Here is a 19,952-nt window from a genome sequence, read left to right as displayed (position 1 = left end):
AGTGAACCTGACTCTGTAGTTAAAAAACTCCCAGAAGTCGCTCAATCAGGTAATAATTCTCAAAATACTGCCAAGGATACTGAGAGTAAACCCAAAGATTATAACAACGCTTATATTGATCCCACTGACTACAAAAATACAAACACAGGTAACTATGAACCACCGAGTTCTGTAGTAGTGACAGAACGTTCTAGCGGTTGTAGTTCAAACCCAGGACAAAGTGCTTGCGCTAAGGCTACCCAATCCCCCAGTGTGGCTAAGTCTAAAGATTCATCACCGACTTGGCTGAAAAAAAGCGAAACTGCTAAATTACCAACCGTGTCCCCAGCAAGGACAGCTATAACTGCAAACAGCAATCAGCGCGGGAATATCGCTGAGGCTGTTGCTAGTAGTGTCAGCAAAATCAGTCAACCTCAAAATAATTGGCGGATTTCTAGCACTAATACTAGCAGTCATACAAAAGCTGCCTATCATGCTAATCGCTTTATTCCTAGTCCTAGCGAATTTAGCACTACTAGGGTAAGTTCTACCCCTATAGCTCCCCAAGTAGGTAGTTTACCAGCACCGATGATTGAGGGTAATCTTGCTCCTCGTCCCAGCATGGTGTCTTATGACTTCTCCCTGGCATCAGTATTACCTGAAGTTCCTTATACCAATACCATTGCCTATCGTGGTGGTGGCGGTTCGGGAATGATTTTCCCTCTATCTGTAGCCGCACCAATTACTTCTTTGTTTGGTTGGCGGGTTCATCCGATTACGGGCGATCGCCGTTTTCACGCTGGTACAGATATAGGTGCGCCCACAGGAACACCAATTTTGGCAGCGGCTAAAGGTCAAGTAGAATCAGCTAACTGGTTAGGTGGTTATGGTTTAGCTGTAACAATCAATCACAGTTCGGCTCAACAAAGTCTTTACGGGCATATGTCAGAAATCTTTGTTCAACCTGGTCAATGGGTAGAACCAGGAACTGTCATTGGCCGAGTTGGTAGCACTGGTAACTCCACTGGACCTCACCTGCACTTTGAAATCCGTCACCTCACCCAAAATGGATGGGTTGCTGTTGACCCAGGTGTGCAATTACAAGGTGGACTTAGCCAGTTGGTACAAGCCACACAAGGCACAAAAACAGCGCAAGCTCAGTAGTTTGGGCAGGGGGTAGGGGAGGAAAGGGAGAAAAAATTTTCCCAGTCCCCAATCCCCAATCCCCAGTCCCCAGTCCCCAGTCCCCAGTCCCCAGTCCCCTACAAATATCCGTTTTCTGCTAGGAATGCAGTTGTAATATCCTCTTGTTGATGGTGATTATTTCCAGGAGTTAGGAATTTTTCCACGTATTTACCCAAGATGTCTCCTTCTAAATTTACCCAACTACCCCCTACTAAATGACTTAGATTGGTTTCGCTATATGTCAGGGGGATGACGGCGACTGTAAATTGAGATGATGCTGATTTATATTCAGCTACAGTGAGGCTGATACCATTGACAGCAATGCTACCTTTAGGAACGATATAACGAGCGATCGCTTGTGGGGCAACAAAGGTCATTTCCCAGGAACTAGCAGTTTGTTCAGATGTGATTAACTGACCAATGCCATCTACATGACCCATGACAAAATGACCGCCGACTTTACCTCCTACCCGCAGTGACGTTTCTATGTTGACATATCTTTGTTGAGTTTCTTCTTTACCTAATGTTGTGCGGCCGAGGGTTTCTGGTGAAGCGGTGGCAATAAACCCATCTTTTAATATTTCTTCAACTGTTAGGCAGATTCCATCTACTGCCACGCTATCACCATAGGCCAAATCCTGAGTGATCATCTTTGGCTGACTAAGATAATTAATCTGCCACAAATCTCCCGTTAAGGGTTTTATCGTTCCTAAACCTTGAATTAATCCTGTAAACACAGCTTTTGCGAAACTAATTTTATTTATTGCCTAATTTTGGCGGAAATCAACTAATAATTCTAGGAAAAAATGTAAAGCCCGTAAGTTTAATTTTTTTTCCTGGTTTTGGTAAATGAATATTAACATATTAACATCAATCCCAAGGCATACTTGAATCAGAAGGTTAAGGAAGGACGAAATATGAAGGATAAATAAATTAGTTGTTAAAAGGGTGTGAAATTAGTTTATTTATACCTGATTACTGGATAGGTAGATAAACTGCAAACTTCAGCCTTGAGTTAATTTAATTCTGTCATTCGTCAATAATATGGCTTATGCAATGCTACATTATCGAAGTTTAATAGAAGCATTATAGACAAGAAAATTCCTATGTTTATTTCTGTCCCAGAAAAAACTGAAGAAGTGTATTATCTGCCACATAGTTCCAAGCGATTAAAGAATTTTAGAGGCTGAACCAATGATAGAAATGAAAGTCGCTGGTATAGCATTAGATGCGATCACTCGCAGCCCGATTGTACTTCTGAAGGATGGTTCAGATCGTCGCGCTTTGCCCATTTACATCGGTCAGGAACAAGCAAGAGCAATTATGGGGGCGATGGAAAATCAAAAGCCTCCTCGACCTTTAACCCATGACCTGATGGTGAATATGTTGGAAGCATGGAATATGACTTTAGATAAAGTTATTATTCATACTTTACAAAAAGATACATTTTATGCGGCGTTGATTCTTCAGCAAGGGGATGTCAAAAAAGAAATTGATGCTCGTCCCAGTGATGCGATCGCCATTGCTCTCCGAACAAATACCCCTATCTGGGTCATGGAAGAAGTAGTTGCTGATGCCTCTATTCCCGTAGATCGTGATGCTGATGAAGCTGAACAGGAAGCCTTCCGGGAATTTATTTCTAATCTCCGTCCAGAGGATTTGATTAAGCGATTTGGAAATGGCGACTAAGTTGTAAATGCTGAGAATGGAGAAAAAATAGGAAAATAGCAAAAAAAGCTAGAATTTCTGCATTTTTCCTCAAACTCAGCAATTATAACAATTTTGAATTTTGGATCTCAGATAATTGCTATAGTTTCTCAACTAGAATTTTTACAGGGATGATGAATACCATACAATAAATAATTATAAAATACTTCCTAGGATAGATTTTTTCAACCAGGATTATCGTCTAGTATTCTAGTGTGCAGTATTATGTATAGTCTATTCTGACTCAATAACTCCTGTATTTTTTGTGATAAAAACATAGAATAATATTGCTATTAAGTTATTAAAAATAGTTAAGATTATTATTTCCATAGCCAGGTACGGGTGCAAAAACCTCAATGTTAAACATTAATCACTTGAGGATAGGAGATTTACTAAAAATACCAGCAAAGTTAGGGGTTGTAAGAGTTACCAGTGCAATTTCTATGTTCGTGGGTAGCTTGGTACTACTAGGCTGGTATTTTGATATTGAAATTCTCAAACTGGGTTTTCCTGATAGTCCTGCGACAATGAAGGCAAATACAGCATTATGTTTTTTGCTGTCTGGATTATCCCTGTGGCTATCCCAAATCATGGCGGTTCAGAGGTTAAATTTAGAGCAAACAAAGCGTGTTCTTTACTTGAGGCTTGCTCAATTTTGTGCGGTAGCAGTAGCCGGAATTGGGTTACTGACAATTATTCAATATTCATTTGGCTATAATTTCGGGATTGACGAACTGTTATTTCGTGACTCATCTGTAGTCGTGACCACATCCCAACCAGGACGGATGGGTGTTAATACTACACTGTGTTTTACGTTGATTGGTGTAGGTTTATATCTAATTATTCAGACAAATAAACAGCGTAACTATTGGGTTGCCCAAATTTCCACGATTATAACTGCTTTGGTTTCCTTGCATTCGGTCATGGGATATGCTTACAACGAGCAAATTTTCTATGGTCTTGTCCCATACGCAAGATTAATGGCATTACATACGTCCTTGACTTTGATTGTAATATCTATCGGTATTCTGCGGGCGACTTCAAAGCAGGGGTTGATGCGGGTAATAACTAATAATAGCTATGGTAGTGTAATAGCGCGGCGGTTATTATTCCCCGCAATAATCATACCTTTTCTGGTGGGTTGGTTAATACTTAACGGTGAACGGGCGATGCTATACGATGTAGGTTTTGCTATTTCACTGTTTGCTATTGTTTTAATTATAATTTTTAGCATTTTAGTGTGGCAAAGTGCGATGGTAATTGATCGCCTCACTCGTCAACGCTATCGCGCCGAAGCAGCATTGAAAATCAACGAAGAGAAACTACAAAGTTTTGTCAACGCTAACATTATTGGTATTTTATCCGGCGACATTTTTGGTGGTATTGACGAAGTAAACGACGAATTTCTGAGAATAATAGGTTATACACAAGAGGATTTATTAGCTGGCAGGATAAACTGGCTGCATATGACACCACCAGAATATTTAGATTTTGATGAACAAGTAACCGCTCAAGCCCAGTCTAGTGCTGATGGTACTTGTATACCATTTAAGAAAGAATATATTCGCAAAGATGGTAGTCGTGTTCCGGTGTTGGTTGGTTTTGTGTTAGTGGGAGAAAAACGGGAGAAATCAGTAGCGTTTATCCTGGATTTAACTGAACAAGAAGCCACACTGCATAAACTCCAAGAAACAGAAGCTGCACAACAAAAATTTATATCTTTAATTGAAAATAGCTCAGACTTTATTGGGATAGCTAGTTTTACAGGTGACGTTGTTTATCTCAATGAAGGGGGACAAAAGTTAGTTGGACTTTCCAGTATAGAAGAGGCAAAGCAAAAGAAAGTATTAGATTTTGTCATGCCGGCAGATCAAGCTTATGTAGAAGAACATATTCTCCCCACTGTCAGGAGTCTTGGACGCTGGGAGGGAGAATTTCGTTTCTGTCACTTTCAGACAGGTCAACCAATAGACGTTGATTATAACATCTTCACGATCAAGGATAGAAACACGGGAGAGCCAATCGCTTTGGCAACTGTGACACGCAACATTAGTGATAAAAAGCTGTTTGAGGAAAAAATCCTCAAACTTAACCAAAAATTAGAACGCCGAGTCACCGAGTTACAAACTTTGTTGGATATGATTCCTATTGGTATTGGCATAGCCAAAGATCCAGAATGCCAAACTATTAATATGAATCCGGCTTTTGCTAAGTTACTGAAAATGCAGCCTCATGAAAATGCTTCTCTTAATGCTCCCCCGGATGAAAGACCAACAACATTTAAAATTTTCCATGGGGGTAAAGAACTGACTGGAAAAGAACTGCCCATGCAGTATGCTGCGGCTCATGGTGTGGAAATTTTGGATTTTGAAGTTGATGTTGTCCATGATGATGGCACAGTTGTGACTGTACTGGAATATGTCACCCCTCTATTTGATGAACAGGGGAAAACTAGAGGATGTATCGGTGCATTTTTGGATATTACGGAGCGGAAGAAAGCTGAGAACTTGGTGCGAAATCACCAAAAATGGCTAGAGGATATACTTGACTGGATGCCGATTCCCATCGCATTTATCGAACCAGAAACGGCGCGGGTAACATTTGCTAATCAAGCTGCTGATAAATTAGCTGGGGGTGAATTTCCTAAAAACAAACCAGCGGCAGAATATCACACTGTTTACCATTGTACAGATGCCGCAGGTAATCGCATTCCTAATGAAAAAATGCCAGGGGTGCGGGTGGCGCGTGGGGAAAGTTTGGCGGGACTTGAGGTAGACTGGCATACGTCTGAAGGTACTTATCCTCTTCTCATATATTCCGATGCTCTGCCAGCTATACACGGTTATCCAAAAACCTGTATCATGACTTTCCAAGATATTACTGAACTTAAACAGATAGAAAAAGACCTGTTATCAGGCTACAAAAATCTTCAGCTACTATTTAATACGGCTAACAGTCTCCTATCTAGCCAAGAACCAGTGGAATTAATGAATAGTATTTTCCAAGAATTGGCAGAGCAGATTGATTTGGATGTTTATTTTAACTATGTGGTTGTAGAAAACTCTCAGATGATGCGGTTAAGTTCTTACATAGGGATTTCTGAGGAACTGGCTAAAGAAATTGAAATACTAGAGTTTGGACAAGCAGTATGCGGTAATGTAGCTCGGACGCAACAACCAATTGCTTTAAATCATATCAATCAATCTACTGACCCAGAAACAGAGTTAATTCGCGCTCAGGGAATTACGGCTTTTTATTGTTATCCGTTAATGACTCAGGGACGGCTGGTTGGGACTCTTTCTTTTGGCAGTCGTCATGTTGCTGATTTCACTGACAATGAACAAGCGATTATGCAAGCCGTGTGTGACCAAATAGCGATCGCTCTGGATCGATATAATTTGATCAATTCTTTGCAGACACAAACTGAGCAGTTAAGAGAAGCTAACCGGATGAAGGATGAGTTTCTGGCGGTTTTATCCCATGAATTGCGATCGCCGCTGACTCCAATCCTAGGCTAGTCAAAGATGCTGCGTAGCCCCAAATTTAGAGAAGATCAGGTAGCAATAACACAGGGGCTAGAAACTATTGAGCGCAACGCAAAGATCCAAAACCAGCTAATTGATGATCTGTTGGATATCTCCCGTATTATTAGAGGTAAGTTAAAGTTTAATCCTCAAACTTGCGATTTAGTTCCCATTATTAAGTTAGCAATGGAAACTGTCTCCCTATCTGCCCAAGGGAAGGAAATCAATTTGCACTTTTACCCCTATGCTGGGCAGTCGTCGGAGTTAGCAGCGGAAAAAAGGTCGTCTTTGCTTTCAGCCGCTTCTGTGATTGTTTCTGGTGATTGCGATCGCTTGCAACAGATTATCTGGAATTTGTTAACCAATGCTATCAAGTTTACACCCCAAGGTGGTAATGTAGAAATCAGGCTAAACAAGATTACTATTAGCAACTCAAACCTAAAAAGTGATCATTCTCAACTCAGAAGATATGCTCAAATTCAAATAATTGACAATGGAGTTGGCATTACTGCTGATTTTCTCCCCTACGTTTTTGATCGTTTTCGTCAAGCTGATAGTTCCAGCACCAGGTCTTATGGTGGACTAGGACTAGGATTGTCACTTGTGCGGTATTTAACAGAACTACATGGTGGTACTGTTGATGTAGAAAGTTTGGGTGAAAACCAAGGTTCAATATTTACAGTCAAACTACCACTTCTAGAAGAAAGCAGATATGCCGAGGAGCAAAAGAATAGGGAAGAAGCAGAAAAATCTGCCTCTGTCTTTCTGAATTCTGCCACCTCTTGGCCTATACTTGAAGGCGTGAAAGTGTTAGTTGTAGATGACGAAGTTGATAGCCGTGAATTTATTGCTACGGTACTGAAAGAATGCCAAGCAGAAGTAACAGCAGTGGCATCAGCGCGAGAAGCATTGCAGATGCTTACGCTATGGAAACCGGATGTTTTAATTAGTGATATTGGGATGCCAGAAGAAGATGGTTATTCTTTAATTCGCAAAGTGCGATCTGCTGAAAGCAGCAGCGCTTCGCTATCGCTATCCCCTGAAAAGGGCGGAAATATTCCCGCAGCCGCATTAACGGCTTATGCTAGATTAGAAGACCGAATGCAAGCTATACAGGCAGGTTTTCAGTTACATTTACCTAAACCCATTGAGCCAGCGGAATTAGCTACAGTAGTCGCTAGTCTGGTTAAACGTAATTGTCTGAATCAGGATTAAATGTCTGAATCAGGATTTACAGGATTAAAGGATTAACAGGATTTGATTCTTTATTCTTCTTCTTTTCTTTCTTCTTCCTGACTCCTGACTCCTGACTCCTGACTCCTGACTCCTGACTCCTGACTCCTGACTCCTAACTCCTAACTCCTGACTCCTGACTCCTGACTCCTCTAACTATGCAATATCGTCGGTTTGGTAAAACTAATTTACATCTTTCTGTTTTTTCTTTGGGAACAATGCGCTATTTAACTGATAGCGAAAATGTCCAGCAAACTATTGAAAAAGCTTTATTTCTAGGAATTAATCATCTAGAAACTGCTAGAGGTTATGGTGACAGTGAAGCGTATTTGGGTAAAGCCATAAAAGCTGGGTTATCAGTACCGCGAAATCAACTTTATATTACTACCAAAATTCCCCCTACACCTGATGCTGACACCATGAGTCAGTATATTAATGAATCTTTAAAACGGTTAAATCTAGATTATTTTGATTGTTTAGGAATTCATGGATTAAATACTTGGCAACATTTAGAATGGGTACAATCTAAAAACGGCTGTATGCAAGCTATACAGGAAGCTGTCAATGATGGCAGAATCAGACATATTGGGTTTTCTACCCACGGTTCATTAGATGTGATTTTGGCAGCTATAAATACCGAACTTTTTGAATTTGTTAATCTCCATTATTATTATTTTTTCCAACATAATGCCCCCGCAATTCAGTTAGCAACAGAGAAGAATATGGGCATTTTTATTATTTCTCCTGGGGATAAGGGCGGAAAATTATATACTCCACCCCAAACTTTAAAGGAACTTTGTCATCCATTCACACCATTAGATTTAAATTATCGTTTCTTGCTTAGTGATCAACGCATTACTACCTTGAGTATCGGCCCAGCAAAACCAGAAGAGTTGGTAATATCTCCAGAACTTTTTGATCATCAAAATGAATTAACACCAGCAGAAATTGCTATTTTTGCAAAATTAGAAAATCAGCAAAATGATCTTTTACTAACTGATAAATGTAGTCAATGTTATGCTTGTTTACCTTGCCCGGAAAATATTCATATTCCCGAAGTTTTAAGATTACGAAACTTATCCGTAGCCTACAATATGACAGATTATGGACAATACCGTTATGGAATGTTTGAAAATGCCGGTCATTGGTTTCCCGGAATGAAAGCTAACCGTTGTACAGAATGTGGTGATTGTTTGCCTAAATGTCCAGAAAATTTAGATATTCCCACTTTGCTAAAAGATACCCATGAAAGATTACAAGGGAAAGCAGGAAGAAGATTATGGGGTTAATGCTGTTATTCAACTTTTTCTGCAACAGTAGCATCTTTCTTGTCTGAAACATTAGCATCTTTAACTCTTACTTCTTCAACTTCTGCTAATTTTTCCACAGTTAGGGGTGTGGATTGACTCGCACCAGAGAGAAGTTTTAAAAGATTAGGACGGGCATCATACAATAGATAGATAATGCGATCGCCAACTTGCCACTCAAGGGTAGCAGACATCACCTGTAAACGTTCTTGTCGTTCTAACAACAGTGGGACTAAAATCCCATCCTGAATTTTATCTTGTATATGTTGTTGTTGAGAGTCAAATTCTGCTGCATTTAAGGTTGTTGTTCCCAACTTCACTTGTCCATTAATCAAATATTCATTCCAAGTTTTTACCGATAAATCAGACACAAAAGCTTGATTAACCTTACTATTCTCCGCAGGAGATCCTTGAGGATGTCGGGGGAATATAGCTAAAACACGGGGGGGATTAAATTCCTCAGCAGCCCGTTGTGCTAACACAAAATTTACTTCACCATTACTTGTAATGGCTAAAAAAGTCCCCATTGAACCAATCCCAGCTTCTTCCAGGATTTCGCCGTCTAAAGCACTACTAGCAATCACCCGGAGATTTTGGGCTTCAGCTTGAGCTAAACGTTCCGGGTCAGTATCAATCATTACCACACCTTCTCCCCGTTCCTGAAAAAAGCGGGCAATTAATAAACCCAAGGGATTACAACCGACAATTACTGCCCCAGTTGCATCTGTAGAGGTAATTCGTAACCATTTAACCAGCCACCGAGCGGTTAAACCTTGGCAAAAAACCGTCATGATAATTGTCAAAAAGACCAAGGCTTTAATCGAATCACCACCATTAATGCCACGCTGCGTCAGTAAAATCGCAAATAAAGAAGCCACGGATGCAGAAACTATGCCTCTAGGTGCAACCCAACTTAAAAACAGTTTCTGTCGCCAATTCAGATCACTGTTCCAAGTACATAAAATAATGTTAATAGGGCGAACCACAAACATTAAAACCAAAACAGTAAATAAACTCCCCCAACCTAAAGCTAAGACGCTGGCAATAGATAAATCAGCCGCTAGAAGGATGAATAAAACAGAAACACTGAGAATGGTCAGTTGATTTTTAAAGCTTCGCAATAACCGTTCTTCTGGAACTGAAGAGTTGGCAAATACCGCACCTGCCACCACTGTAGTCATAATTCCCGATTCAGAGCGAATCATTTGCGCTAGGGCAAACAACCCCCATAAAACTGCCAGTACAACCAGATTTTTGAGTTCAAAAGAGATGAAATTGGCGCGTTTGAACATCCAACTCATTAAAAACCCACCAATACCGCCTATGGCCGCGCCCACACCAAGACGCAAGAGTAGACCAGTTATGGCATTAATTGGGTCTGTATCACCGTTTAAAATTGTATCCAGGACAACGTAAGCTAGAATAGCCCCCACTGGATCAATTAAAACCCCTTCTCCTTCTAATAGCGTTGCTACTTGTCTATCTACATTAATTTGTTGAATTAATGGACCAACGACAGTTGGACCCGTAACAACAACAATGGACGCGTAGAGAAAAGCTATACTCCAAGGAAACTCACCTAGCCAGTGAGCGGCTAAACTTCCTCCCAATAAGGTGATCAGTGTTCCTAGGGTGACGAGTAACTGTAAAGTGACTGAAACTTTGCCCAATTCTCGCCGGTCTAATTTAAGTCCACCTTCAAACAAAATGATTGCCGTTGCTAGGGAAACAATCACTTCTAATCCTGTGCCTAGTAAATGTGGTTGTAATATTCCCACCCCGTCTCTACCCAAAAGGATGCCTAAGAGAAGTAGTAAGACGATGCTGGGTAATTTGAAATATGCAGCCATTACCTGGGCGCTAATGCCTGCAAAAACAGTGATCACCATCTGGAGGGTGATTTCAAAAGGTGCTTCCATGTTGTAGATTTTGAGCCATTGATTTCAAAATCCTCTGTACAGAATTATAAACATTAACTTTACAGAAATTAGTCCAAAGTTTGCAAGCTCTCCAGCAGAAACTAGAAATTCCCAAAAAATTTATGATTCCTGGCACGAGTCAATACTCTAGAAATATTCCTCTACCCCTTTCTCCTGGGGCTAAAAAAAATATTTCCCAAACCTGTTGACATTCTCAAAAAAACCCGCTATATTATTAAAAGTGACGAAGAGCAAGCCCCCATCGTCTAGAGGCCTAGGACACCTCCCTTTCACGGAGGTAACAGGGATTCGAATTCCCTTGGGGGTATTATAAAAGGGATAGAGAAAGAAAAAATTCTTTTTCTATCCCTTTAATATTTTGGCAGTTCCTGGATGGGAATATCTACAGGATTTAATTTTTTTTATACTCAACACGGCTCAATCTTTTGATTCTGTAGGTAGGGGTTTAGCACTGCTAAACCCCTACACATTTAGGTGTTTAGTATAGACTAATGTGTTAATTGATTATATATACCGCAGATTAATTACTACATGATTAGTTTGCAAGTCTTCAATGAAAGGGTGTTTAATAATTTATACTATCAGTGTAATTATTCAGGGGGTAGAAAAGAAATAGCCAACAATTACCGCTATATTATAAACAATTAATCATGCAAGCATCAAATTTTGTTCATATTTATGATAGCAAAATCTAAAAAATTTCGGTGGCAAAAACCGAAATATTCGGCTTTATCTCGAAAAATAGACATTTTCATGGCTGCGGGTAAATTTATGTTATTTCTTTGGTGGGATAGTATTTTCCCTCAAGATTCTTTAGAACATAAGAAAAACCGCGCTACTTGGTTGGTTAATACTTTAATTGATTTAGGCCCTACTTTTATTAAAATTGGTCAAACTTTGTCAACTCGTGCTGATTTATTGCCTTTAGAATATATAGAAGCTTTGGGAACTTTACAGGATCAAGTTCCGGCTTTTGGTAGTCAAGAAGCAATTAAGATGATTGAATTGGAATTAGGTAAACCTATACAATTTATCTATAAAGAATTTGAATTTAATCCTTTAGCTGCTGCTAGTTTAGGTCAAGTTCATAAAGCTATATTATACTCTAACGAAGAGGTAGTTGTTAAAGTCCAACGTCCTGGTTTAGAAGCATTATTTAATTTAGATTTTAAGATATTATTACAGTTAATTAAGTTTTGCAATAAATATTTTGCTGGAGTGAGAAAGTATAATTTAGAATCAATTTATAATGAGTTTTTTGATTTGTTGTTTCAAGAAATTGATTATATTCAAGAGGGTAAAAATTCTGATAAATTCAGGGATAATTTTCATGGATATCCGCGAATTATTGTCCCTAAAGTCTATTGGCAATATACGACAACTAAGATATTAACTTTAGAATATAAACCGGGAATTAAAATCAATGATAAGGCGGCTTTGGAAGCCTGTGGAATTAATATTCATAAGGTAAATGAAACGGGAATTTGTTGTTATTTAAAGCAACTATTACAAGATGGATTTTTTCAAGTGGATCCGCATCCAGGAAATATGGCAGTCAATCCAGATGGTAGTATTATATTCTATGATTTTGGCATGATGGCAGAAATCCAAACTTTGGATAAAGATCAGATGATTAAAACTTTTTTTGCTATTTTAAAAAAGGATAGTAATGAAGTAGTAAATACTTTAATGAGTATGGGATTACTTGAACCTATCCCAGATATGACTCCAGTAAAAAGATTAGTCACATTTTTATTAGATAAATTTACCGATAAACCCTTAGATATTAGGGCATTAAGTGAGGTGAAAATCGAACTTTATGAAATGTTTGAACAGCAACCATTTCGCTTACCTGCTCAAATGACATTTATTTTAAAAGCCATAACCACATTAGATGGTATTGCTAGAACTTTAGATCCTAACTATAATCCTACAGCATCATCCCAAGCATTTATCAAAAGTCTGGCAGTTAGCAAAAGTAAAGGAAATGCGATTGCTCAATTAAGCTATCAAGCCAGGGATTTTATCCAATATCAATTGACAAAACCGAATAAAACCGAAGTTTTAGTGAAAAAATTAGCAGAAAGAATTGAAAGAGGAGAGTTACAATTAAGAGTTAAAAATATTGAAAGTGATCGCATATTAAGACGAATTTATCTAGCTGTCAAAACATTAATTTATGCTTGTTTAACAGGATTTAGTATGTTGACGGGATTAATCTTGACAATCGCTAAGTATAATAATTGGGCGATAGCAATTTTTTGTGTATGTGCTTTTTGTCTATATTTATTAATTAGATCCCTAATGAAATTAGCAGTTATAGAGAAAATAGAAAAAATGGGCAAAAAGTAGTTAAGTAAGGATTCAGGTCTAATATCTTCCTTCTTCCTTCTTCCTTCTTCCTTCTTCCTTCTTCCTTCTTCTTTTTTCTTTTTTCTGACTCCTTCTTCCCGCTATATCAGTTAATTGGTGAGAATTGAAGAGGGAGAGTGAGGGTAAAACTAATTTCGCTCAGTTGAGAATCGGGAATAGGAATACTCTCAACCACTATCTCCCCATTGAGGTGCTGGACTAAAGACTTCACCAAGGCAAGTCCTAAACCAGTTCCGGGAATCCAGCGGCCTTTACCACGACGGAATTTATCAAAGATATAAGCCGCTTCTTCTTCCGATATTCCCCGTCCGGTGTTTGTCACCTTAATAATAACCTGATCAAGTTCCTCTACAACATGGGGAGTGACTCGTACATGAACAGTTGTATCATGCTCCGAGTATTTACATACATTGGTTAATAGTTCCTGAATGATGCGGTCGAAACTTTCGACTTCTGTTTGCAATTTTAAAGGTTTATTTGGTAATTCTACTGAAATACTTAAGTCTTTATCTGTCAGTTGTTGATCAAAAGAGGTAAGCAGGTTTTGAATTTTAGTATTTAAATCTAGACTTTCAAATTGCGGTGCTTCTTGATGAGATTCTAGTTTCTGAAGGGTTAACAGGTCATTAATTAAGTTAATTTCTTTAGTACATTCTGACTCTAAAATATTTAAATATCGGTCTTGACGTTCTGGAGTTATTCCTGGTAAACGTAAATTACGGATAGACATGAGCATATTTGTTAGGGGATAGCGCAAGCGATCGCTAATATTGCTAACAAATTCATCTTTAAGTTCATTGAGTTGTTGTAGTTGTTCTACATATTGTCTAGTTCTTTCATACAATTTTGCTTGGACTTCTAAACTGCGCTTGAGTTGTTCTGTTCGTTCATCTACTAAATTTTGCACTTGTCGCAATGTTTGGGACTGAATGACAGCATCACTCAATTGAGCGCAAAGCATTTCTATCAAATTTAAGTCTGTTGTTTCCCAATTTCGGGTAGTTGCTTGTTGTAAAACTACAAATCCTAAAACCTTACCTTGACTTTCTAATGGCATTAGCATCGTATGAGGAAACTCTTTAATGGCAAATAAAGCAGCCGAGTTACTAGTATTTTTTTCTTCGCAATTATTAGTCATGATTGGTTTTCCTGGATCTGTAAATAAAAGCTGACATAAACTACAATCAGATACCCAGAAAGACTGATCTAAGTTATCTAATTTACCAATAGTATTAGTATGTGCATTCTGAGTCCATGCTCCAACTAAACTTGCTTTCACATTAGGTATTTGCTGCTTAGGAAGTTTTTTAAATAGTGGATCTGTGTATTTAAATAAAATCAGTAACCCCCGATCTGCTTCTAAAGCTTCAGCAGTGGAGGTAATAACTAATTGGAGCATTTGATTTAACTCTAGGTTACTCCGATTAAGTATAGTTAATTGTTGGATTAGACTTTGATGCTGATTGGCCTTGTGGAGATGTTGTTTTTGACTAGTTAATATTTGTGATTGTGCTATTTGAGCAAAGGCGATCGCACAACATGATTCTATTGATTGTAATAGCCTAATTTCTGATTCGTGCCATTCATAAGCTCGAAATTTAATCAGACTAATTACACCATTACTATGACCACCAAACCGGGTAGAAATTGCCAAAACAGCCTGCATTGGGAGGGGAATATTTTGCCAACCATTGACTAAGGTTTTCTGAATAATAGAAATATCCTCAATAGTTAATTTTTTATCTGCACATTGCACCACTGGTAACTCGAATAGTAATTCTTCTTGAGATAACATCTCTTTAGCTGGTGGTAAATTTAGGAATTGCTCACTACACCAATGAGTAGTTATGGCTTCACCAGATGTATCACTTACTACCGTAACCAAGCAACAATCTATATTAAATGCTATTCCTATTGCATAAGCAATATCTAGCAGCATAGAGGATGTTACCGAACTATTGGCAACAATTGTATTAATCCTCTGTATCAAGACATGGGTAATTTCTTCTTCCTGCTGCATCAGATTGCCTGGAGAATGTAGTTGTTCTGCATTATTTATATATTTTTGCGGTGATAATAAATGTTTTTTCATAAGGATATCCGGTAAGTGAGAAACGAGCGCGGCTTTAGCCCTAAGAGGAAAGACTGTGATCTTTTTTCATGAAAAATTGAGATTATCACTATTTACCTTCATCACGAATGATGAAAATAATATTTAAGAGTTTGTTATTGAGTGAATCTGGAATTCAGGATATCCTGTCTCGAACTGGATATAAACCGTAATTTCTCTATAATTAACTCATAAATTCTATGGTTTGCATCCGAATTAACACTGGAAACTTACTTGATCCGACAAATTGTATAAATTAACACTCCCGATCTAAAGACGTGGGGATTCTACATTCACCGTCAAAACTTGCTCAACCAGGTTTACACCCTTACGGGTGATACCTCCGGTACGCTGGCGCAAACGCCAGTCACTTAGCATCACTAATTGATTTTGCCAAACAATGATTTTTTACCATGTTTGAAACCCCTCTCCACAACTGGAAAGGGGTTAATTGTCACTACTGAAAACTCAATTCCAGCAATCCTTAATAAGCATTTTGTAACTCGTAAAAATCAGGTGAGATGTAATCCTTACGTAAAGGCCAACCTACCCAATCTTCTGGCATCAAAATCCGCTTTAAGTTAGGATGACCTTCATAGATGATGCCATACATATCATAGCTTTCCCGTTCTTGCCAGTCTGCTGTTTTCCAAATCCAGTAAACTGAAGGCACAGAGGGATTTTCTCTGGGTAAGAACACTTTCACCCTGATTTCTTCAGGACGGTCAGCATTATCACTAACTTTAAGTAAATGATAAACACTTACCAACTCTTCCCCTGCACCTAAGTCAATACCTCCCTGAAATTGGAGATAATTAAACCCATAGGCATACAAAGCTGTAGAAATAGGCAGTAGAAAATCTGCGGGGACTTTAATTATTTCTACTCCGTTAGCGTCAAGTTCTAGAAACTCATGGAAAAAGCCATTTGACCCTAACCATTGAGAAACTTTACCGGGTTTAACTAGAGGTGCTTCCGCTACGGGAACTGGTTTAGATTCTTCTTCAGCCACGTGCTTGTTCCTCCTTCTGTGTCTTTGCTGTCAACAATCCTGGGGGTACAGCCATACCAATTGCTTCTGTCAATTCTTTGGGGGGATTGAAGCGGGTTTCTGACTGCATATATTTACCAGTTAAGATTTCGGGAACTGGCTTCATATTATGAGTGGTACTGTAGTAGCGGTGAACTTGCTTGATGTTATCCCGTTCCTGCATAGACTCGTTGGCAATTTTTTTCCGCAGTTTAATAATTGCGTCAATAATCGCTTCTGGACGGGGAGGACAACCAGGCAAATATACATCTACAGGAATCAGCTTATCAACTCCGCGCACTGCGGTAGGTGAGTCAACGCTAAACATTCCCCCAGTAATTGTACAAGCACCCATGGCAATTACATACTTGGGTTCGGGCATTTGTTCATAAAGACGCACCAATTGGGGAGCCATCTTCATGGTAATTGTTCCCGCAGTGATGATTAAATCGGCTTGGCGGGGGCTACAACGAGGAATTAACCCAAAACGGTCAAAGTCGAAGCGAGAGCCAATTAAAGCTGCAAATTCAATGAAGCAACAAGCTGTACCAAACAGTAAAGGCCACAAACTAGAAAGCCGCGCCCAGTTGTAAAGGTCATCAACGGTGGTTAAAATTACGTTTTCTGACAGTTCATGGGTAACTGTCGGCCGTTGCATGGGGTTGATGATTTGTTCTGTTTCTTGGGTGATGATATTAGAATTTAAGACCATTCTAAAGCTCCTTTGCGCCATGCGTAAACTAAGGCGATGATAAGAATCGAAATAAAGACTAGGGCTTCGATAAATGCCAATAAACCCAAACGGTTAAATGCAACTGCCCAAGGATACAAGAATACTGTCTCTACGTCAAAGACAACGAAGACCAGAGCAAACATATAGTAACGAATGTTGAACTGAATCCAAGCTCCGCCAATGGGTTCAAGTCCGCATTCGTAAGTTGTGCGTCTTTCTAGACTGTTACCAGTGGGTCTAAGAATTTTTGAGGCTGACAGTGCTAGGACTGGAACTAGGCTACACAGGAGAAAAAAGCCTAGAAGGTACTCGTAACCGCTAAGAACAAACACAATGGTTTTCTACCGCTAATGGTGTAAGGGAATCAGTTATCAGTGAACAATGAATAGTTATCAGTTTAATTACTTGCTAACTTTTCACTAAACTATAGATAGTATTCACTGTTTGCTATTCACTGAATATATGGATAATGTTCTTTTTACATTATATCTTTAAGGCTGTTCTGAAATCGTGGAAATAGACACACTGAGCGGTAGGGTGTGGGTTTTATCCTTAATTATTTTGATTTTCTACCCCTTGTGCGTCTTCAAGCGAATAATTTCCGTCCAATTCTCATCGCTACTTACTGAGAAATATTTTCTTTCTCGATTACCACTGGGACAAGGTAAATATTCATGATTGATTGATTGAATCCTATAGATACCCAAAACTTAATATTTTAGTAATAATTAACTTTTTTTAATTTAAGTTAATTTAGATTAAAGATAATCACTAAACATTATATTTTATTAATTTTATTATGCACGTTTAGCTGTATACTCAATGATAGACAAACTGGTTGTCACTTCACGTAATTAGGCGTAGAAAAACTTAATATTCATCACTCTTTTGCTTGTTGGTATTAGTTTTCCTGCTAATCAGTTAATTTATGCCTAATTACTTAACTTGGTTGTTCAGCACATCAGAAAAATATTCTGATAGCTTGCGTGGCGCAGCCATAGCTCAATACTAGCAGCAAAAACCACAAAAACCTTCACGACAAAGATGTAAACATGATCCAAAAAATTTTGCTGGCTGTCTCTGGCTTGGGACACGCGGAAGAAATGCTCAGGAACTTGAAAGAAATGCCTTCATTTCGAGGAGCAAAAGTCACTGTTCTTCACGTTGTTACTCCCCAAACTACTGCGGCTGTAATGACTGATAAATGGGAAGAGGGCGGCAAAATTCTCGCTAAGGCTATTCAGTATTTAAACTTAGATCCCAGCCAAGTTTCTTCAATTTTGCGTCAAGGTGATCCCAAGGATGTAGTTGGTCAAGTCGCTGACGAAATGGATGCTGATTTGATTATTATGGGTTCACGGGGACTGAAACGGCTACAATCAATTTTATCCAATTCCGTCAGTCAGTACGTTTTTCAGTTGTCTTCCCGTCCCATGTTGCTGGTGAAAGATGACATTTATGTCAAAAACATTAAGCGCATTATGGTGGCTATGGATAATTCTGAGTCTGCCAAAAACTCTTTAAATTTAGCTTTGTTTTTACTCCGGGGTGTGGACGGTGGACAATTAGTTTTGGCTAATATCAATAAGGATTTAGGTGGCAAATTATCGGGGATTACTGATCTTAAACCAGAAAGAAATTCTGTGTTGGGAATGGCTGTAGCCGAAGCTGAAAGACAATCTCTAGCGGTGCGTTGTGTCACCAGTAGTGGTAAACCTGGTGAAGAAATTTGTCGTTTGGCGAACGAGTTGAATATAGACTTATTATTGATTGGTTCTCCGGATCGTCGTCCATCTATTGCTAAGAGTTTTGTTGACTTAGATAAGCTGGTAGGCTCGTCTTTATCTGACTATGTTCGTGTTAATGCTCCCTGTCCGGTTCTCTTGGCACGCAGTATTGGGTAATGTTTTCATATTAGCGATGAATAAATAAAAACCCCTGCACTATATTAGTTTAGGGGATTTTTATTTTATAGTTATTAACCTTGACGGCTGGCAGTTTGGATGTAAAGCATGATTAAAAACACGGCGGGTACTAGTACGAACAAAATGCTCGCTACGAAACCCAGTTCATTAACTTGCATAGCAAGATAGCCTTTTGTGTAATTTTCAGTCAACTATTCTAGAATAGCATCATAGATGACAGTGTGAAGCCAAATTTTCAAAGCCGCTAATTTTGAATATATTTCAAAACTTAGGGTTTAGTGATGACGGTAACTGGTCCATTAACTAGGGTTTGACAAGCTAGACGGTAGTTATCAGGTTTGTTTTTGAATTTTTTGTTTTCTAAATCTGTACGCGGAGACAGGTTTTCTAGTCCTTCGGTAATTTGGACAACGCAAGTAGTACATTGTCCAGCACCGCCGCAATTAGTCATTTTGCTGAAAAATGTATAAATATCAATGCCATTTTCTACAGCTTTAAGTCGGAGATTAGCACCATTTGCGGCAACTATTTCTTGATTCTCTTTGACAAATTTGATGTTTCCCATCGTAGATTCCTGGTAATTGAGGATGTGACTGGATTAATTATATGGATTTATTGCAAAATATTAAGAAATATTAATTTTATGACCAAAAATTAGGACAGGTAATATACACCTGTCCAAAAAATTGGAGCTGGGTAATTTATCTGAAACCCACTGCTGCTTGCCAAACAAATGCAAGTAACAAGAAGAAGACGGGAATAACAGGTAAAACATCTACCAAGGGGTCGAAGATTTGGTAAGCTTCAGGCAATTTTGCTAGTAATAGTGCTGCTTCCATGTTTGTTTAAATCCACCTAATAATCAAATACAGCTTTTATATGCGATATGTATTTTAACATGGTTAG

General features: G+C 38.7%; 14 protein-coding genes, 1 tRNA gene and 1 pseudogene. 7 read left to right on the top strand and 9 right to left on the bottom strand.

Annotated features, from left to right (window positions below; all coding sequences use genetic code 11):
* Nucleotides 1-1,143: M23 family metallopeptidase (locus FJR11_RS15385; RefSeq protein ID WP_254444760.1), on the top strand; the 1,143-nt coding region annotated here is incomplete at its 5' end.
* Between the two features lie 98 nt (nt 1,144-1,241).
* Here the strand turns inward: FJR11_RS15385 and FJR11_RS15380 are convergent.
* A complete protein-coding gene (locus FJR11_RS15380) occupies nt 1,242-1,901 on the bottom strand; it encodes a riboflavin synthase (RefSeq protein WP_168505149.1) in 660 nt (219 codons plus the stop codon).
* Between the two features lie 457 nt (nt 1,902-2,358).
* On the opposite strand from FJR11_RS15380, the gene FJR11_RS15375 reads away from it, so the two are divergent.
* From FJR11_RS15375 to FJR11_RS15365, 3 genes and pseudogenes are all read left to right on the top strand, one after another.
* Nucleotides 2,359-2,853 (top strand): bifunctional nuclease family protein, encoded by a 495-nt coding sequence (locus FJR11_RS15375; RefSeq protein WP_168505147.1) that lies wholly within the window; start codon nt 2,359-2,361, stop codon nt 2,851-2,853.
* Between the two features lie 374 nt (nt 2,854-3,227).
* Nucleotides 3,228-7,610, top strand: a pseudogene (locus FJR11_RS15370) (PAS domain S-box protein).
* A 176-nt stretch (nt 7,611-7,786) separates the two neighbouring features.
* Complete coding sequence (locus FJR11_RS15365; protein WP_168505145.1) at nt 7,787-8,917, top strand: aldo/keto reductase; 1,131 nt, start codon at nt 7,787-7,789, stop codon at nt 8,915-8,917.
* Nucleotides 8,918-8,922: 5 nt separating this feature from the next.
* Here FJR11_RS15365 and FJR11_RS15360 read toward each other — a convergent pair whose 3' ends face one another.
* Nucleotides 8,923-10,854, bottom strand: a complete 1,932-nt coding sequence (locus tag FJR11_RS15360) for a sodium:proton antiporter (protein WP_168505143.1) — start codon at nt 10,852-10,854, stop codon at nt 8,923-8,925.
* A 255-nt stretch (nt 10,855-11,109) separates the two neighbouring features.
* Between FJR11_RS15360 and FJR11_RS15355 the strand changes: the two genes are divergently transcribed.
* Nucleotides 11,110-11,182, top strand: a tRNA-Glu gene (locus tag FJR11_RS15355).
* Nucleotides 11,183-11,553: 371 nt separating this feature from the next.
* Nucleotides 11,554-13,227 carry an AarF/ABC1/UbiB kinase family protein gene (locus tag FJR11_RS15350; protein ID WP_168505141.1) on the top strand — a complete coding sequence of 558 codons (1,674 nt, stop codon included), beginning with the start codon at nt 11,554-11,556 and terminating at the stop codon, nt 13,225-13,227.
* Nucleotides 13,228-13,333: 106 nt separating this feature from the next.
* Here FJR11_RS15350 and FJR11_RS15345 read toward each other — a convergent pair whose 3' ends face one another.
* From FJR11_RS15345 to FJR11_RS15330, 4 genes are all read right to left on the bottom strand, one after another.
* Nucleotides 13,334-15,340 (bottom strand): GAF domain-containing sensor histidine kinase, encoded by a 2,007-nt coding sequence (locus tag FJR11_RS15345; protein ID WP_168505139.1) that lies wholly within the window; start codon nt 15,338-15,340, stop codon nt 13,334-13,336.
* A gap of 502 nt (nt 15,341-15,842) precedes the next feature.
* Nucleotides 15,843-16,370 carry an NAD(P)H-quinone oxidoreductase subunit J gene (locus FJR11_RS15340; RefSeq protein WP_168505137.1) on the bottom strand — a complete coding sequence of 176 codons (528 nt, stop codon included), beginning with the start codon at nt 16,368-16,370 and terminating at the stop codon, nt 15,843-15,845.
* Entirely contained in the window at nt 16,363-17,100 is a 738-nt protein-coding gene (locus FJR11_RS15335) for an NADH dehydrogenase subunit K (protein WP_168505135.1), read from the bottom strand. Before FJR11_RS15335 ends, FJR11_RS15340 begins: the two co-directional genes overlap by 8 nt.
* Nucleotides 17,091-17,453, bottom strand: a complete 363-nt coding sequence (locus FJR11_RS15330) for an NAD(P)H-quinone oxidoreductase subunit 3 (RefSeq protein ID WP_015081487.1) — start codon at nt 17,451-17,453, stop codon at nt 17,091-17,093. Before FJR11_RS15330 ends, FJR11_RS15335 begins: the two co-directional genes overlap by 10 nt.
* A gap of 720 nt (nt 17,454-18,173) precedes the next feature.
* Between FJR11_RS15330 and FJR11_RS15325 the strand changes: the two genes are divergently transcribed.
* Nucleotides 18,174-19,025 carry a universal stress protein gene (locus FJR11_RS15325; RefSeq protein ID WP_168505132.1) on the top strand — a complete coding sequence of 284 codons (852 nt, stop codon included), beginning with the start codon at nt 18,174-18,176 and terminating at the stop codon, nt 19,023-19,025.
* 74 nt (nt 19,026-19,099) lie between these two features.
* Here FJR11_RS15325 and psbM read toward each other — a convergent pair whose 3' ends face one another.
* The 3 genes from psbM to FJR11_RS15310 all read right to left on the bottom strand — a co-directional run bounded on the left by psbM (nt 19,100) and on the right by FJR11_RS15310 (nt 19,885).
* Nucleotides 19,100-19,204, bottom strand: a complete 105-nt coding sequence (gene psbM, locus FJR11_RS15320) for a photosystem II reaction center protein PsbM (RefSeq protein ID WP_168505130.1) — start codon at nt 19,202-19,204, stop codon at nt 19,100-19,102.
* Nucleotides 19,205-19,314: 110 nt separating this feature from the next.
* Nucleotides 19,315-19,611 carry a 2Fe-2S iron-sulfur cluster-binding protein gene (locus tag FJR11_RS15315; protein ID WP_168505128.1) on the bottom strand — a complete coding sequence of 99 codons (297 nt, stop codon included), beginning with the start codon at nt 19,609-19,611 and terminating at the stop codon, nt 19,315-19,317.
* Nucleotides 19,612-19,747: 136 nt separating this feature from the next.
* Nucleotides 19,748-19,885 (bottom strand): photosystem II reaction center protein K, encoded by a 138-nt coding sequence (locus FJR11_RS15310; protein WP_006195022.1) that lies wholly within the window; start codon nt 19,883-19,885, stop codon nt 19,748-19,750.
* Nucleotides 19,886-19,952: the final 67 nt, after the last annotated feature.

The sequence above is a fragment of the Anabaena sp. UHCC 0187 genome, assembly GCF_009712035.1.
Lineage (GTDB): Bacteria > Cyanobacteriota > Cyanobacteriia > Cyanobacteriales > Nostocaceae > Dolichospermum.
The sequence above is the reverse complement of the archived record's forward strand: the minus strand, read 5'-3'. Positions and strand labels throughout refer to the sequence as shown.

Coding starts and splice junctions, on each gene's coding strand:
- FJR11_RS15335 (WP_168505135.1), bottom strand. CDS start 17,100: ATGGTCTTAAATTCTAATATCATCACCCAAGAAACAGAACAAATCATC.
- psbM (WP_168505130.1), bottom strand. CDS start 19,204: ATGCAAGTTAATGAACTGGGTTTCGTAGCGAGCATTTTGTTCGTACTA.
- FJR11_RS15365 (WP_168505145.1), top strand. CDS start 7,787: ATGCAATATCGTCGGTTTGGTAAAACTAATTTACATCTTTCTGTTTTT.
- FJR11_RS15375 (WP_168505147.1), top strand. CDS start 2,359: ATGATAGAAATGAAAGTCGCTGGTATAGCATTAGATGCGATCACTCGC.
- FJR11_RS15345 (WP_168505139.1), bottom strand. CDS start 15,340: ATGAAAAAACATTTATTATCACCGCAAAAATATATAAATAATGCAGAA.
- FJR11_RS15360 (WP_168505143.1), bottom strand. CDS start 10,854: ATGGAAGCACCTTTTGAAATCACCCTCCAGATGGTGATCACTGTTTTT.
- FJR11_RS15325 (WP_168505132.1), top strand. CDS start 18,174: ATGATCCAAAAAATTTTGCTGGCTGTCTCTGGCTTGGGACACGCGGAA.
- FJR11_RS15310 (WP_006195022.1), bottom strand. CDS start 19,885: ATGGAAGCAGCACTATTACTAGCAAAATTGCCTGAAGCTTACCAAATC.
- FJR11_RS15350 (WP_168505141.1), top strand. CDS start 11,554: ATGATAGCAAAATCTAAAAAATTTCGGTGGCAAAAACCGAAATATTCG.
- FJR11_RS15315 (WP_168505128.1), bottom strand. CDS start 19,611: ATGGGAAACATCAAATTTGTCAAAGAGAATCAAGAAATAGTTGCCGCA.